A 16,106-nucleotide genomic window follows, 5' to 3' on the forward strand; every position below is an offset into this window, starting at 1 on the left:
CGAACGCACCGTCGGCGCGTTGGGCAGTGCGGGTGCGACCGGAGACACATCGACACGAGGAGACCAGGGGTGGCACTGATCAGCCGAGTGGGCAAGCGGCTCCGCCGGATCATCCAGCGGCCGGGCAGCGTCGAGCTGACCCGCTACGAAGCGCTGCTGCCCGCCGTCGAGAAGCTCGAACCGGAGCTGGAGAAACTCGAGAACGCCGAGCTCACCGAGCGCGCGGGCAAGCTGCGGGACTCCATCGGCGGGGCCGCCTCGTTCACCGACAGCCAGCTCATCGAGATCTGCGCGCTCGGCCGCGAGGCCGCCCGCCGCGAGCTCGGCGAACGGGCCTTCGACGTGCAGTTGCTCGGCACCATGGGCCTGCTCACCGGCCACGTCGTGCAGATGGAGACCGGTGAGGGCAAGACGCTCGCCGGCGCGCTCGCCGCCGCCGGGTACGCGCTGCGCGGCCGGCGCGTGCACGTGGTCACGGTCAACGACTACCTCGCCCGCCGCGACGCGGAGTGGATGAGCCCGGTGTACGACCTGCTCGGCGTCACCGTCGGCTGGGTCGAACCGGCGCACTCGAAGGAGGAGCGCAAGGAGGCCTACGGCAAGGAGGTCACCTACGGCGCGGTCGCCGAAATCGGCTTCGACGTGCTGCGCGACCGCCTGGTCACGCACCCCGACGACCTGGTGCAGAAGGCTCCCGAGGTGGCGATCGTCGACGAGGCCGACTCGGTGCTGGTCGACGAGGCGCGCGTGCCGCTGGTCATGGCCGGTTCGATCGACCACAACGACGCCGACGAGGAGGTCGCCAAGATCGTCCGGCGGCTGCGGCTCGGCCTGCACTACGAAACCGACTCCGAGGGCCGCAACGCGTGGCTGACCAGCGCCGGCGCGTCAGTCGTGGAGAAGTCGCTCGGCGGCGTCGACCTGTACGACGAGTCCGGTTCGGACCGGCTCGCCGCGGTGAACGTCGCCCTGCACGCGCACGCCCTGCTCACCCGGGACGTCGACTACCTGGTCCGCGACGGCAAGGTGCAGCTGATCAACGCCGCCCGCGGCCGCGTCGCCGAACTGCAGCGCTGGCCGGACGGCCTCCAGGCCGCGGTCGAGGCGAAGGAGCAGGTCACGGCCACCGACCGGGGCGAAATCCTCGACTCGATCACCGTGCAGGCGCTGCTCGCGCGCTACCCGGAGGTCGCGGGCATGACCGGTACCGCGGTCGCGGTCGCCGAGCAGCTGCGCGAGTTCTACAAGCTCGAGGTCGCGGTCATCCCGCCGAACACCCCGAACGTCCGCGAGGACCTGCAGGACCGCGTCTTCGCGTCGCCGTCGCAGAAACTGCGCGCGATCGAGGAGGAGATCCGCACGGTGCACGAGACCGGGCGGCCGATCCTCGTCGGCACCCAGGACGTCGCCGAGTCCGAGGAGCTGGCGGAGAAGCTGGCGAAGGCCGACCTGCCGTGCGTCGTGCTGAACGCGCGCAACGACGCCGAAGAGGCCGCGATCATCGCCGAGGCGGGCAAGAAGGGCGCGGTCACCGTGTCCACGCAGATGGCGGGCCGCGGTACCGACATCCGGCTCGGCGGCAGCGACGGCGCGTCCCGCGAAGAGGTCGCCGAGCTGGGCGGTCTGCACGTGATCGGCACCGCGCGGTATCCCTCCAGCCGCCTCGACGGGCAGCTGCGCGGCCGGTCCGGACGACAGGGCGACCCGGGCAGCGCGATCTTCTTCGCGAGCCTCAACGACGACCTCGTGCTGTCGAACGCGCCGGACCTGCCGGACGGCATCGACGCGGACACCGAGACCGGCGAGATCACCGACCCGGCCGCGCACCGGCAGCTCAACCACGCCCAGCGCGTCGCCGAGGGCGTCGACCTGGAGATCCACCGCAACACCTGGCGCTACACCCGGCTGATCGAGCGGCAGCGCGCTGAGCTGCTGGAACACCGCGACCAGGTGCTGCACACCGGGCTCGCGGCGGAGGAGCTGGAGAAGGCGCAGCCGGAGAAGTTCGCCGAGCTGAAGGAAAAGCTGGACGACGACGACCGGCTCGAGCAGGTGTGCCGCGAGGTCCGGCTGTTCCACCTCGACCAGCTGTGGTCGGATCACCTGGCGTACCTCACCGACGTGCGCGAGAGCATCCACCTGCGCGCGCTCGCCCGCGAGACGCCGCTGGACGAATTCCACCGCGCGGCGATCCCGGAGTTCCACAAGATCATCGCCGAATCCGCCTCGCGGGCGGCGAAGACGCTCGAGGAAGCCGAGATCACCGACAACGGCCTCAACCTCGAGGACGTCGGCGTGCGGCGAGCGAACACGACGTGGACGTACCTGGTGCACGACAACCCGTTCGACTCGGACTTCGAGCAGACGGTCAAGAAGGTGCGCAGCATGATGCGGATGAAGAAGTCCTGATTCCTTCTTTCGGAGGGCCCCTCGCCGCGGGTGGGGGGGCTCTTCGCCGTTCTCTGGCTCACCTCTGCGTAGTTTCTGTCGGTGCGGTGGGACAGAATGGCGGCATGCCGCAACTGCGCATCGCACTGGCCCAGGTCAACACCACCGTCGGCGACATCGACGGGAACACCGCGCTCACCGTCGAGTGGACCCGCAAAGCCGCCGAGGCGGGCGCGCACGTCGTCGTGTTCCCGGAGATGTCCCAGACCGGTTACCCGGTCGAGGACCTCACGCTCCGGCGCACGTTCGCCGACGCGTCCCGGCGCTCGGTGACCGAACTGGCGCGCCGGCTCGACGAGGCGGGCTGCGGCGAGGTGCTCGCGTACGTCGGCTATCTCGACCACGACGAGGTCGGCCCGCGCGACGCCGCGGCGGCGCTCTACCGCGGCGAGGTCGTGGCCCGGCAGTTCAAGCACCACCTGCCCAACTACGGCGTGTTCGACGAGCACCGGTACTTCAAGCCGGGCACCGAACTCGAGGTGCTGCGGCTGCACGGCGTCGACATCGGCATGGTGATCTGCGAGGACATCTGGCAGGACGGCGGCCCGATCTCCGCGCTGGGCAAGGCCGGGGTCGACCTGGTGGTCGCGCCGAACGCGTCGCCGTACGAACGGTCGAAGGACGAACAGCGGCTGCCGCTCATCGCCCGCCGCGCGGCCGAAGCGGGCGCGCCGCTGGTGTACACGAACCAGGTCGGCGGACAGGACGATCTGGTTTTCGACGGCGACTCGCTCGTGGTCGGCGCGGACGGGACGCTGCTCGCGCGGGCGCCGCAGTTCGTGGAGCACCTGCTGGTGCTGGACTTGGATCTCCCCACTGCGGACGCATCGGCCACGGGCTCTTTCGACGGCCTCGAGGTCCACCGTCGAGTGCTGACCGATGCGCCGTTGCCCGCGTACGAACCGCTTTCGGCCCGGACGATCAGCGAGCCGCTGTCGGACGAGGCCGAGGTGTGGTCCGCGCTGGTGGTCGGGCTGCGGGACTACGTGCACAAGAACGGCTTCTCGACGGTCACGTTCGGCTTCTCCGGCGGAATCGACTCCGCGGTATGCGCGGCCCTGGCGGCGGACGCACTCGGCGGCGACAACGTGTACGGGGTTTCGATGCCGTCGAAGTACTCGTCCTCGCACTCGCGGGACGACGCTTCGGATTTGGCGGAGCGGATCGGCGCGCACTACCGGGTCGAGCCGATCGGCGAGATGGTCGATGTTTATGTCAATCAACTGCAGCTGACCGGGCTCGCCGAGGAGAACATCCAGGCGCGCGTGCGAGGGATGCTGCTGATGGCTCTGTCCAATTTGGACGGACACCTGGTGCTGGCGACCGGCAACAAGACCGAACTGGCCGTGGGTTACTCGACCATTTACGGCGACGCGGTCGGAGCGTTCGCGCCGATCAAGGACTTGTTCAAGACGCACGTGTGGCAGCTGGCGCGGTGGCGGAACGAGGAAGCGGCCAAGCGAGGGGAAACGCCGCCGATCCCGGAAAACTCGATCACGAAGCCCCCGTCGGCGGAGCTGCGGCCGGACCAGAAGGACTCGGACTCGCTGCCGGACTACGAACTGCTGGACGACGTCCTGGACGATTACGTCGAGAACGACCGCGGCTACGCGGATCTCATCGAGGCGGGGTTCGATCCGGAGACGATCGACCGGGTGGTGCGGATGGTCGACCGAGCCGAGTACAAGCGGCGGCAATATCCGCCGGGCACGAAGATCACGTTCAAGGCGTTTGGGCGGGACCGGCGTCTTCCGATGACGAACGGGTGGCGGGAACGGAAGTCCTGATCGGGGTTTCTGACACTGGTTGTTGTTCGGACTCGGTTGGCCGGGCTGGCTGGATTGGCTGGCGCGGTCGGCTGGGTTGGCCGGGCTGGCTGGCGCGGTCGGCTGGACTGGCCGGGCTGACTGGCGCGGTCGGCTGGACTGGCCGGATTGGCTGGCGCGGTCGGCTGGGTGAACTTGGCTGACCGGGATTTCCGGCTCCACGGCCTGGTTTTCGGCCTGGCTCGCTGAAACTCCGATGCCCGTCCGGCTCGCCGGGCGCGATCAGCCGCGTTGCTGAACGCGGCTGCAGGGTCATGTCGTTTTCTCGCCAGTTTCTGTCGGTGCCGGGTCGTACGCTGGCGATATGACGGTTGGGTACACGGTGTTCGACACCCCGATCGGGGCGTGCGGCCTCGCCTGGCGGGATGGTGCGGTGGTCGGAACCGCGCTGCCGGGGAGTACGGCTGAGCGGACTCGCGCGCACCTCGCGAAGCGCTTCCCTGATGCGGTGGAATCGCCGGTGCCGGAGGAACTGCGCGTGGTGGTGGATGACGTCGTCGCGCTGCTGTCGGGGGAGGCACGCGATTTGCGTGCGGCTCCGCTGGATTATCGGGATGTGCCGGAGTTCAACCGGCGGGCGTACGACGTCGCGCGGGCTATTCCGCCGGGGAAGGTACTGACGTACGGGGACATCGCGCATCAGCTGGGTGCGCCGGGCTCCGCGCAGGCTGTCGGGCAGGCGATGGGGAGCAATCCGTTCCCGATCATCGTGCCGTGCCATCGGGTTTTGGGCGCGGGCAAGAACACTGGCGGCTTTTCGGCACCGGGAGGGGTCGAGACCAAGCGGCGGATGTTGGTGATCGAAGGGGCGTTTCCGGAGGAACCGACTCTGTTCTGACGCATCGGCTGCGGGAATCGGACCAGCCTCGGTGCCTGAACGGATTGGGCGTCGGCGCGCTCGGTCGGTTCCAGCCGCACCCCCAGTGCCGCTGGACGCCAACCGAGCACGCCCCAAACCTGCTGAGCCCAACCGAATGAATTGACTGCACGCCTCCCCAAGTGCAGCGCAGCCAGATCGCTTGGCTTCGCGGTCCCGGGCCCATCGGCGCGCCTCGGCGAGCCGACCCGACAGCCCGCCGACGAGCGCTCCGGCTCCCCGGGACAGGCCGGTCCGCTCAGCAGCCAAGCCAGATTCCCGACCGCATCAGCCACCGGGAAACACGAGCCGCATGGCTCAGGCCCAACCATCGGGGCGAGCGCCTCGCCGACCGCCCAAGCCAACTCCCCCGACCGCGTCAGCTACCGGGAAACACGAGCCACATCGCCCAAGCCCAACCACCGGAGTGACAACCTCGCGGAGCAACCAAGCCCTGTCCCTCCCGCAACCGAACCAGTCCCAACGGCCATCCAGGGAAGCTCGGCCCGGCTCGATCAAGCCCAGCCCGCGCGGAAAGTCAGCTCATTCGGCCGGTTTCCAAGGCTTCAGCCAGTCCGTCTCCGGCCAGCCCTCGGCGGCGGCTTGCAGGGGCATGGCGGTGGCTCCGTCGATGGACTCGCGGACGATGTCGGCGTGGCCGGCGTGCCGGGCGGTTTCTTCGATCAGGTGCAGCAGCACCCAGCGGACGGACCAGGCAGACGCGTCGTCCGGGTACCAGGGGACGCCTTTCGGGATGGGGACTTCCTGGTTCAGGTCCGCGATCCCGGCGATGACCTCTTCGGTACGGGCGGCGACCTGGTCGTAGGCGGCGATGACCGACTCCAGCGTTTCGTCCGGGCCCAGCCGGTAGTTCTCCTGGAAGGCCTCCACGGCTTCGGCGAAGGGTTTTGGCTCGATTTTCAGCACCAGGTCGATCCAGCCGCTTTCGGTGGACGACACGTGTTTCAGCAGGCCGCCTACGCTCAGCGCGCTCGCGCTGGGGACGGCGCGTGCCTGGTCGTCGGTCAAACCGTACGTGGCGACCTTCATTGCCTGACGCTGTTGTGCCAGGAAACCGAGCAGACCGCCGCGTTCGTCGGGGGTCGGGGAGAGCTTTCCAGCCATGGTGGCCTCACTTCCGGTGTCTGTTGCTCCGCAGCATCGCACCTGCCACCGACAATTTTCGGCCGCGGACCGGAACGGGAGTCTGGACGATGTACGCGCCGCCGATCACAACCTGCGCCGAGTGCACCACCAACTGCACCCTGGTGAACACGCCTTCCAGGTGCCCGGTCAGCTTCGACGCCACCACCAGCGCCCACGCGAGCAGCACGACTACCAGGCAACCCACCGCGCAGGCTCGCCAGCCGGACGGCCACCAGAAGACGAGGCTCAGCGCTCCGACCGCGACGGCGGCGCTCAGCAGGTTCGGGGTCACTGCGGTTTCCGGGACCCCGGCGTACACCATCAGCATGATTCCGAACGCGGACACCGAAACCGACGTCAGCCGCCCGCTCCAGTGTGCTGGCGCGAGTCGCATGAGGGCGGGTCCGGTGAGAAGAAAGGCCAGGCCGCCGATCGCCGTCGCTACCGGGAAGACCGGTTGCGCGCTGAACAGGTCCCAGACCGGCTGTTCGGTCGGCGACACCCCGGTCTGCATGAAGAACTCCAGCAGCCACGCGGAATATCCCGCCAAACCCAGTCCGAGCAGGACTATCGAAGCCACCCGCGCAGCATGCACTTGCCCACCCTAAGCGAATCTCTGCGACGAAGTGCCGGATGGTGTCACACCCGTGACTTACCGGAGGTTCCGGACACCATCCGCTACCACGAACTCACGCACCGAATCCCTGGTGGAGGTTACCGGATCCGAGTTGGCGGACTGCCAATACCTGCCTCGGGGACGGGCCGGGACTGACAGCGGCCAGCCGGATGAGGGCGAAGCGGGCCGTGCCGAGCGATGCGCATCAGGGCTGGGCAGGCAAAGGGTCAGTGCCGAACGAAGTGCGGAGGGCCAGGCAAGCGAAGCGAGTCGAAGCCGAGCAAAGCGCATCGAGGCAGGCAGGCGAAGGGGCCAAGGGCGAGCGAGGCGCGTCGGAGCCGAGCAGCAAAATCAGGCCGAAGCTGAGCAAAGCGCATCGGCATCAGGCAGGCAGGCAGGCAGGCGAAGCCGAACGAAGCGCATCGGCGCTAGGCAGGCGAAGCCGAGGGAAGCGCATCGGCGCTAGGCAGACAAAGCAGGCGAAGCCGAACGAAGCGCGTCGGCGCCAAGCAGGCAAAAGGACAGCCAGCCCCGAACGCCACCCTCACCCCTGCGGTCGGACGAACGGAAAAAGCACCGTCTGCCGAATAGACGTCCCGCTCAGCATCATCAGCAGCCGGTCCACTCCGAGGCCCAACCCGCCGGTCGGGGGCATTCCGTGTTCCAGTGCCAGCAGGAAGTCCTCGTCCAACTCCATCGCTTCGACATCTCCGCTCGCGGCGCGCAGTGACTGTGCCTCCAGCCGGCGGCGCTGTTCTAGCGGGTCGGTCAGTTCCGTATAAGCGGTGCCGACTTCCGAGCCGAACGCGATCAGGTCCCAGCGTTCGGCCAGGAGCGGGTCGGTGCGGTGCTGGCGGGTCAGCGGGGAGACCTCGGTCGGGTAGTCCGTGTAGAAGGTCGGCAGGACCGTCGAGCCTTCGACCAAGTGCTCGTGTGCTTTCAGGACCAGGTCGCCTGCACCGGCTTCCTCCGGCACGGGGACTCCGGCGGCGGCGCACAGTTTTCGCAATGTCGCGACCGGCGTCTGCGAGTCGACTTCTTCGCCCAAGGCCTCCGACACGGCTTTGTGCACCGGGATCACCGGCCAGTCGCCGGAGATGTCGTGTTCGACGATGCGGCCGTCGGCGTCTGGGCGTCGCACGATCTGTGCGCCGTACGCGGCTTCGGCGGCGTACTGGATCAGGTCGCGCATCAGGTGGCGCATCGCGTTGTAGTCCGCGTACGCCTGGTACGCCTCCAGCATCGTGAATTCCGGGTTGTGGGTCGCGTCGACACCTTCGTTGCGGAAGTTCCGGTTCAGCTCGAAAACCCGCTCGACGCCGGCCACGCACAGGCGCTTCAGGTACAGCTCCGGGGCGATGCGCAGGTACATCCGCATGTCGTACGCGTTGATGTGCGTGACGAACGGCCGTGCGTTGGCGCCGCCGTGGATGGTTTGCAGCATGGGGGTTTCGACTTCGAGGAAGTCGCCCTGGTGCAGGCGTTCGCGGACGGCGCGGACGACTGTCGAGCGCAGGCGGAGCATGTTCGCGGAGTCGGGGTTGACCGCCAGGTCCAGGTAGCGCTGCCGGACGCGCGTCTCCGGGTCGGTGAGGCCCTTTCGCTTGTCCGGCAACGGGTGCAGGCACTTCGCGGTGACGGTCCATTCGTCCACCAGCACCGACAGTTCGCCGCGGCGAGAGGTGATGACCTCGCCGCTCACGCCGACGTGGTCGCCGAGGTCGACGCCGGTGCGCCAGCCGGTCAGGTCGAGGACCTTCGCGTCGAGCATCAGCTGCAGTTCGCCGGAGAAGTCCTTGATCCGCGCGAAACACAGGCCGCCGAGGGTGCGCAGGGCGAGCACCCGACCGGCTACCCGGACGCGTTTTCCGGTGCGGGAATCCGGTTCCAGTCCGGAAAACGCGTGCACGATGTCGCCGAGGTGGTCCTCGCGGGAGAAACCGACCGGGTACGGGTCCACCCCGAGTTCCCGCAGTTTGTCCACTTTGGCCACTCGCACGCGGACCTGTTCCGGACGGCGTTTGGCCCGCGGCACGACCTGCGCCGCTTCCTCGTCGATCCGCCGGACCTGCGCGACGAAATCCTCGCCGACGTTCTCCAGCCGCAGCGACCGCGCGCGTCCGGTCGGCACGAAGCCCTCCAGCGCGCCCGCGACGATGCCGACTCGCGGGAGCCGTCGCGCCGACGAGTAGCAGAGGAACCGCGGTTCCCAATCCGGGCCGTACTTGGCGTTCGACCGGTAAAGCGATTCCAGCTGGAAGAACCGCGACGCGACGCCGAGCACCGCCCGCCACGCGCGCAGTACCGGGCCGGCGCCGATGCGCTCGCCTTCCGAGAACACCGCGCGGAACATCGCGAAGTTCAGCGAAATCCGCTGTGCGCCGATGTGCTGGGCGGCAGAAACGACCTCGGCGACCATGAACTCGTTGAGCCCGTTTTCGGCGTCCCGGTCACGGCGCATCAGGTCGAGAGAAAGGCCTCGGCGGCCCCAGGGAACGAACGACAGCAAGCCGCGCAGCTCGCCGTGCGCGTCGTACGCCTCGACCATAACGCTGCGGCCGTCGCTCGGGTCGCCGAGCCGGCCGAGCGCCATCGAGAAGCCGCGTTCGGTCTCGTCGACGCGCCACTGCTGCGCGCGGGCGAGCAGTTGCACCATCTCGTCTTCGGGGATTTCGCTGTGCCGCCGGACCTGCGAGGTGTACCCGGCGCGCTGAATCCGCTTCACCGCCTGTCGCACGGACTTCCGCTCAGGACCGGTCAGCGAGAACTCGCGGACGTCGAGGACCGCTTCGTCGCCGATCTGCAACGCGCGCAGCCCCGCGGCGGCGTACACCTTCGCGCCCTTCTCGCTCGCGCCGAGCACGCCCGGCGTCCAGCCGTACGTACGCGCTTCGTGGAGCCACGCCTGCACCGCGTCCGGCCACGCGTCCGGGTCGCCGATCGGGTCCGCGCTCGCCACTGTGGTCCCGGCGAGCACGCGGTACGTCACCGCGGCGCGGCCGTTAGGCGCGAACATGACGCTCTTGTCGCGGCGCGTTGCGAAGTAGCCGAGAGAGTCGTCCTCGCCGAACTCTCCCAGCAGACGGCGCAACTGCAACTCTTCGTCGTCTGTCCGAATGCGACGGCTGCGTACGCCGCGGAAGAGCGTGTACAGCGCGGCTGTGGACACGAAGGTCGCGCCGAGGTCGAGAACCACGTCGATCCACGCCGGGCCTTCGCCGACGCCGATCCGGCGCAGTTGCAGGTTCTCGCCGGTGGCGTGGTTGACCACCCAGGCGAAGCGCTCCCACGCGTCGCCGAGACTGCCCGGGAACACCTCGGTGAGTGCCCAGCCGAGCACGATCACGCCGAGGAACCCGACGAACAGCACGGAAAGCCCGTTCCACCAGGCACCGGGGGCGAGCCGCGCGGGGAACGCCGGACGCAGCGACAGCAGGAACACGATCAGCAGGATCGAGATCACGTCGGCGATGGCGAGCGCGCCGACCTGGGTCGGGATGTGGCGCATCTGCCGGGCGCTGAGGGTGAGCAGGTCGGGAGCCCACAGCAGCAGCGCCTGCAGGACCAGCGTCGTCACCAGACCGGCGACCTGGAACAGCACGAGCACGTACAGCGCGGCCTTCTTGCGCCTGCGCAGCGCCGCGCCGAGCACGACGAGCAGCAGCACGATCACCAGGCTCGAACTGGTCGGCACGCTCACCACGCCGAACGCCATGTCGATGCCGTTCAGCAGGTGCCCGTGCCGTCCGCCGGCGAGCAGCAGCACGATCGAGAAAAGCGCTGCCAGCTGCACGACAGTGGCCACGAGGCCGCCCGCGCGGGCTTTCCAGCCTAGGCTGCGCGGACGGGTCACTGGGGTTCCCATCGGTACCTTTCTTGCGGCGCGATCACCTTGCGGGACGCGCCGGACCTTCTCACCCACCGGGCGCAAATCGGCCCGATGCCTATCAAGACGTCACAGGAGGCAAAACGGTTGTCGCTACCCGGCCGTGTGAAGCTGGTCGCACGACCTTGGGGCCCTCCGGCGCGCGTGTCACGCTGTGTCCGGTACTGACTCCACGACCCGGGGACCTCTGCGAGGCCTCGAGGGAAGGACGGTCGACGACGATGTCTGCCCAGTCTGCCCAACCCGACGGCGCCGCCGGCGAGGTGGCCGCCCCTTACGGAACCGGCCCCGCGACCAGCGCGGGCCCGGGCAAACCGCGAAAAGTCCGGATTCATCATCTGCGCGAGCTGAAGGACCGCGGCGAACCGTGGCCGATGCTCACCGCTTACGACATGTATACCGCCGAGCTTTTCGACGAAGCAGGCATCCCCGTGCTGCTGGTCGGCGACTCCGCGGCGAACAACGTGTTCGGCTACGACACGTCGCTGCCGGTCACCGTCGACGAGCTGCTCCCGCTGGTCCGCTCGGTCACCCGGGCGGCGAAACGGGCGCTCGTGGTGGCCGACCTGCCGTTCGGTTCCTACCAGCTTTCCCCGGAGCAGGCGCTGGCCACGTCCGTCCGGTTCATGAAGGAGGGCCGCGCGCACGCGGTCAAGCTCGAAGGCGGGCACCGGTTCGCACCGCATGTCGAGGCGCTCACCTCGGCCGGGATCCCGGTCATGGGCCACATCGGCTTCACCCCGCAGAGCGAGCACAACCTCGGCGGCTACCGGGTGCAGGGGCGCGGCGAAGCGGCGGAGAAGCTGCTCGCCGACGCGCTGGCGCTGCAGGAAGCCGGCGCGTTCGCGGTGGTGATGGAGATGGTCCCCGCCGAGGCGGCCAAGCGCGTCACGCACGAGCTGAAGATCCCGACGGTCGGCATCGGGGCCGGTCCGGACTGCGACGCCCAGGTGCTGGTCTGGCAGGACATGGCCGGGCTGCGCCGCGGCAAGGCACCGCGGTTCGTGAAGCGGTACGCCGACGTCGCCGGGGTGCTGCAAAACGCCGCGACGGCGTTCGCCGAGGACGTCCGGCGCGGCGAATTCCCGGCGCCTGAGCACGCGTTCCACTGAGCTGCCTCGTGAGTGCCGGTGCGAGCCGGCACTCACGAGCGGCGGAACCGTTCGGCGAGTTCCGGATCGTTCTCCCACCACAATCCCTTCGCCGGTGCCTCGCCTGCCGCTGCCTCCTCGTCCAGTTTCCGGTCGAGCCGTTTCGCCCGTTTTTCGTCGTCGCGGGCCCACCTGATGAAGAGCGCGCCGACGAACGGCAGCCCGGCGACGTCGCCGCCGATCCACAGCACGCCCGCGCCGATGATCTGGTCCGTGCGCCGGTCCGGTCCCCAGTCGCGGTGCACCGCGTCGTAGTGCGCGGGCGCGAGCAGCGGACCGAGCCACAGCACGAGGCCGAGCGCGCCGTCGAACACCACTTCGGTGAACGAGATCCACACCGACACCAGGTGCGAGCCGTTGCGCGGCGTCGGATCGAGCTGCACGCGGCTGTAGAAGTACAGGAAGCCGGCCAATACGAGCGCTACGCGTACGAGGCCGCCGACGACCGCTGAGTCGAGCGAAAGCTCGTACAGCGGCGTCAGGTAGATCAGCAGGAACGGCGCGATCAGCACCACGGTGACGCACAGCGGGAAGGTGATGAACTGCGCGAAGCGGCCACGGCCGTGCGTACGCAGCCACGTGGCGAGCTTCGGCGGCGCGGTGCGCATCAGCAGCGTCACGGGCGCGCCTAGCGCGAGAAGCAGTGGCGTGACCATCAGGAGCACGGTGTTCTGCGTGGCACGTACCCAGAACAGCGTCGTGTCGTACACGCCGAGGAACGAGCACGTGACGAGGACGAGCGTGGCCAGCCCGGCGAGGAACGCTGTGGTCCGCCCGGCGCTCCACTCCTGACGGCGGGCCGCGGCCACGTATCCGACGCCGAGCGCGAGCGCGACGAGCACGGCCGGGACGTCGAAGGTCCAGGCCGTCAACAACGTCGATCCGCTCAGCGGTGGCAGGTCAGGCACGATTTCGATGCGTTCAGTGTGCACCCGGCAAAATTGCGCCTTACGCCGCCCCTGACACCGTGAAGAAGATCAGGCTGCCGATTCCGGCGACCGCGCAGTAGATGGCGAAGGGGGTCAAGGTGCGCGTTTCAAAGTATTTCGTCAGAAAACGGACAGAAATGTAGGACGCCGCGAACGCGACCACGCTGCCCACCAACGCCGGCCCGAGCGACGGCTTGTTCTCCGGCGTGAACAGCGACGGCATCTTCAGCGCACCCGCGGCGAGGATCACCGGGGTCGCCAGCAGCCAGGCGAACCGGGCGGCGTCCTCGTGGTCGAGCCCGCGCCGCAGACCGGCCACCATGGTGATGCCGGAGCGGCTGATTCCGGGCAACAGAGCCAAAATCTGCGCCGAACCGATGAGCACGGCCTCTTTCACGCTCAGTTTGGACAGCCGGAGGTCGGTGGCCTCGTCGACGGTCACCGCGCGCATCACCATCGTCTCCTCGGCGCTGAAGTCGATCGTCTCCTCCTCGCGCGCGACCCGCGCGACCTCCGGCTTGGGCTTCCGGGAGAACTTCTCCGCCGCGTAGAGCACGCCGCCGTTGAGCGCGAGGAAGATCGCCGACGGCACCGGTTTGCCGAGGACGTCGCGCAGCAGGCTTTCCAGCAGCAGCCCGGCGATCCCGACCGGGATCGTGGCGAGGATGAGCAGCCACGCGAGCCGCTGGTCGGCCGTGCGGACCTCGCGATCGCGGACCGACGTCCACAGGCCGGCGACGATGCGCACCCAGTCGCGCCGGAAGAAGAGGATCAGCGCGATCGCGGTGGCGACGTGCATCGCCACCAGCACGGCGAGATACGGCGAATCCTTCCCGATGCTCAGGTCGCGTCCCCAGCTTCCGCCGACGAGCGCGGGCAACAGGACGCTGTGCCCGAGACTGGACACCGGAAACAATTCCGACACGCCTTGCAAAGCGCCGACGACAATGGACTCGAGGTAGCTGACCGCGGACATTCACGAAGCCTTTCTCGCCGCAGTTCGGGCATTCCGCGGAAAAGCTACCGAGGATCGGGTTAACTCCGAGCAAGCCGGGCGGGAACAGACGCAGCCGACACTTTCCGGCCACGCTTTGTTCATCCCGTTCACATCCATGAACATCAATCATGTACTTGACCAGCGTTCTCTCGATGTCTTAGCGTGAGCGCACGCCGCATCCGAAGTCATCGAGCCTCGACGAGGAGGGTTGGAATGCGCGTCCGCGACCGAGTTCTGGCAGCCACTGCCGGAGCCGCAGCACTGCTCGCACTCGCCACGCCCGCGGCGTCCGCCGGGACCGTCCCGGTCAAGAACTCCGCCGAGCTGAAGACGGCGCTGGCCTCGGCCAAGCCGGGCACCACGATCCAGCTGGCCGCGAACACCACCTACACCGGCAACTTCAAGGCCGCCGCCAGCGGCACCGCGAACGGGCGCATCACGCTCACCGGCCCGCGCAGCGCGGTCGTGCAGGCGTCCGGCGGCCGCACCATCGAGCTGACCGGCAGCTACTGGACGCTGTCCGGGTTCACCGTCACCGGCGGCCAGAAGGGCGTGATGGCGCTCGGCGTCAACCACACGCTGGTCGACGGGCTCAAGGTGACCGGCATCGGCAACGAGGGCATCCACTTCCAGCACGGCAGCAGCGACAACGTCGTGCAGAACTCCGAAATCTCCGACACCGGCAAGGAAAACGGCGGTTTCGGCGAGGGCATCTACTTCGGTTCGGCCAAGAGCAACTGGCCGGACGGGCAGCCCGATCACAGCGACCGCAACAAGGCGATCGGCAACAAGATCGGGCCGAATGTGCGCGCGGAGTCGATCGACGTCAAGGAAGGCACCACCGGCGGCGAACTGCGCGGCAACACCTTCGACGGCACCGGGCAGAGCGGCGAGAACTACGCCGACAGCTGGGTCGACGTGAAGGGCAACGGGTACCTGGTCACCGGCAACAAGGGCAGCAAGGTCTTCGTGCACGACGCGACCTACGGGTCGTTCGAGGTCCACGTGCAGCTCGACGGCTGGGGCCAGAACAACACCTTCTCGGACAACACCGCGGACGTGCAGGCGCCCTCGGCCTACGGTTTCTACGTGGTCAAGGCGGCCACCGGGAACAAGGTCTGCGCCAGCAACAAGGTGACGAACGCCGGGAAGGGCTTCGCGAACGTAGCCGCGACACCAGGCTGCTGACCGCGATCACAGACGGGGGCCCGCTCAGCCCGGCGGCGGGGGCGGGCCCCCACCCTGCTTTTGAGATGCCGGGAGCTTTCGGGAAGAGTGCCCGGTATGGACGAGCTCTACCCGCCGATCCCGGTGCGCGCCGACGGAATGCTGGACGTCGGCGACAGGCACCGGATCTACTGCCAGGAGGCCGGGAACCCGCAGGGGAAACCGGTGGTGGTGCTGCACGGCGGGCCCGGGAGCGGCATCGCCCCGATGACCCGGCGGCACTTCGACCCCGAGGCGTACCGGATCATCCTGTTCGACCAGCGCGGCGCCGGCCGCAGCACGCCCAACGCGGGCGACGACCTGTCGGCGAACACGTTGTGGCACTTGGTGTCCGACATGGAGCTGCTGCGCGAACGGCTGAACATCGAACGCTGGCAGCTGTTCGGCGGGTCGTGGGGCTCGACGCTTGCCCTGGCGTATGCGGAAACCCATCCGTCGCGCGTGTCCGAGATGGTGCTGCGCGGGATTTTCACCGTGCGGCAGCGGGAACTGGACTGGCTTTACCGCGGTGGCGCGGCGAATCTCTTCCCCGCGGAGTGGGACGCTTTCCTGGAGCCACTGGACAATGTGGACGATCCGCTCGCCGGGTACGCGGAACTGCTCCACTCCCCCGACCGCGCGGTGCGTGAACGGGCCGCGATCGCTTGGAGCGTCTGGGAAGGCGCGACGGTGGCGTTGCTGCCGCAACAGTCCTTTGTGAACCAATACGCGAATCCGCAGTTCGCGCTGACGTTCGCTCGCCTTGCGGTGCACTACTTCCGGCATGGCGCGTGGCTCGAAGAAGGCCAGCTGATTCGCGACGCAGGGAAGCTCGCCGGGATCCCGGGCGTGCTGGTGCAGGGGCGTTACGACGCGGTGTGCCCGCCCATCACGGCGTATCAGCTCCACCGCGCCTGGCCCGGCTCAACGCTGAAGCTCACCGAATCCGCGGGACACGCCGTCACCGACCCGGGCATCCTCGCCGCTCTCCGCGAGGCCACCGACAGCTTCCGGTAAAAGCGCGAAAGGGCTCCTTGCGGGATTC

The 16,106-nt window shown here is 68.5% G+C and carries 11 protein-coding genes; 6 read left to right on the top strand and 5 right to left on the bottom strand.

Going from position 1 to position 16,106, the window contains the following annotated elements:
- The first annotated feature begins 69 nt into the window (after window positions 1–69).
- The 3 genes from secA2 to DMP23_RS27995 all read left to right on the top strand — a co-directional run bounded on the left by secA2 (window position 70) and on the right by DMP23_RS27995 (window position 5,112).
- On the top strand, window positions 70–2,409 hold the full coding sequence (secA2, locus tag DMP23_RS27985; protein WP_337823028.1) for an accessory Sec system translocase SecA2: 2,340 nt from the start codon (window positions 70–72) through the stop codon (window positions 2,407–2,409).
- A gap of 104 nt (window positions 2,410–2,513) precedes the next feature.
- Entirely contained in the window at window positions 2,514–4,235 is a 1,722-nt protein-coding gene (locus DMP23_RS27990; protein WP_037815705.1) for an NAD+ synthase, read from the top strand.
- 343 nt (window positions 4,236–4,578) lie between these two features.
- Window positions 4,579–5,112 carry a methylated-DNA--[protein]-cysteine S-methyltransferase gene (locus DMP23_RS27995; RefSeq protein ID WP_037815715.1) on the top strand — a complete coding sequence of 178 codons (534 nt, stop codon included), beginning with the start codon at window positions 4,579–4,581 and terminating at the stop codon, window positions 5,110–5,112.
- A gap of 561 nt (window positions 5,113–5,673) precedes the next feature.
- Here DMP23_RS27995 and DMP23_RS28000 read toward each other — a convergent pair.
- From DMP23_RS28000 to lysX, 3 genes are all read right to left on the bottom strand, one after another.
- The gene (locus DMP23_RS28000; protein ID WP_238608462.1) at window positions 5,674–6,255 is read right to left on the bottom strand and encodes a DinB family protein; all 582 of its coding nucleotides are present in this window, start codon (window positions 6,253–6,255) and stop codon (window positions 5,674–5,676) included.
- Window positions 6,256–6,262: 7 nt separating this feature from the next.
- Window positions 6,263–6,856, bottom strand: coding sequence for a hypothetical protein (locus DMP23_RS28005; protein ID WP_037815718.1), 594 nt, complete (start codon window positions 6,854–6,856; stop codon window positions 6,263–6,265).
- 580 nt (window positions 6,857–7,436) lie between these two features.
- The gene (gene lysX, locus DMP23_RS28010) at window positions 7,437–10,757 is read right to left on the bottom strand and encodes a bifunctional lysylphosphatidylglycerol synthetase/lysine--tRNA ligase LysX (protein ID WP_337823029.1); all 3,321 of its coding nucleotides are present in this window, start codon (window positions 10,755–10,757) and stop codon (window positions 7,437–7,439) included.
- Window positions 10,758–10,999: 242 nt separating this feature from the next.
- Here lysX and panB point away from each other — a divergent pair, with 242 nt between their 5' ends.
- Window positions 11,000–11,890, top strand: coding sequence for a 3-methyl-2-oxobutanoate hydroxymethyltransferase (gene panB / locus DMP23_RS28015; RefSeq protein WP_337823030.1), 891 nt, complete (start codon window positions 11,000–11,002; stop codon window positions 11,888–11,890).
- A 32-nt stretch (window positions 11,891–11,922) separates the two neighbouring features.
- Here panB and DMP23_RS28020 read toward each other — a convergent pair whose 3' ends face one another.
- Entirely contained in the window at window positions 11,923–12,861 is a 939-nt protein-coding gene (locus DMP23_RS28020; RefSeq protein WP_107051102.1) for a cytochrome c oxidase assembly protein, read from the bottom strand.
- 16 nt (window positions 12,862–12,877) lie between these two features.
- Window positions 12,878–13,834 (bottom strand): undecaprenyl-diphosphate phosphatase, encoded by a 957-nt coding sequence (locus DMP23_RS28025; RefSeq protein WP_337823031.1) that lies wholly within the window; start codon window positions 13,832–13,834, stop codon window positions 12,878–12,880.
- A 234-nt stretch (window positions 13,835–14,068) separates the two neighbouring features.
- On the opposite strand from DMP23_RS28025, the gene DMP23_RS28030 reads away from it, so the two are divergent.
- Together DMP23_RS28030 and pip are read left to right on the top strand one after the other, a co-directional pair.
- Window positions 14,069–15,043, top strand: a complete 975-nt coding sequence (locus DMP23_RS28030) for a right-handed parallel beta-helix repeat-containing protein (protein ID WP_043834894.1) — start codon at window positions 14,069–14,071, stop codon at window positions 15,041–15,043.
- 96 nt (window positions 15,044–15,139) lie between these two features.
- Entirely contained in the window at window positions 15,140–16,078 is a 939-nt protein-coding gene (pip, locus tag DMP23_RS28035; RefSeq protein WP_337823032.1) for a prolyl aminopeptidase, read from the top strand.
- Window positions 16,079–16,106 lie beyond the last annotated feature (28 nt).

The sequence above is a fragment of the Amycolatopsis sp. A1MSW2902 genome (assembly GCF_017312175.1).
Lineage (GTDB): Bacteria > Actinomycetota > Actinomycetes > Mycobacteriales > Pseudonocardiaceae > Amycolatopsis > Amycolatopsis nivea.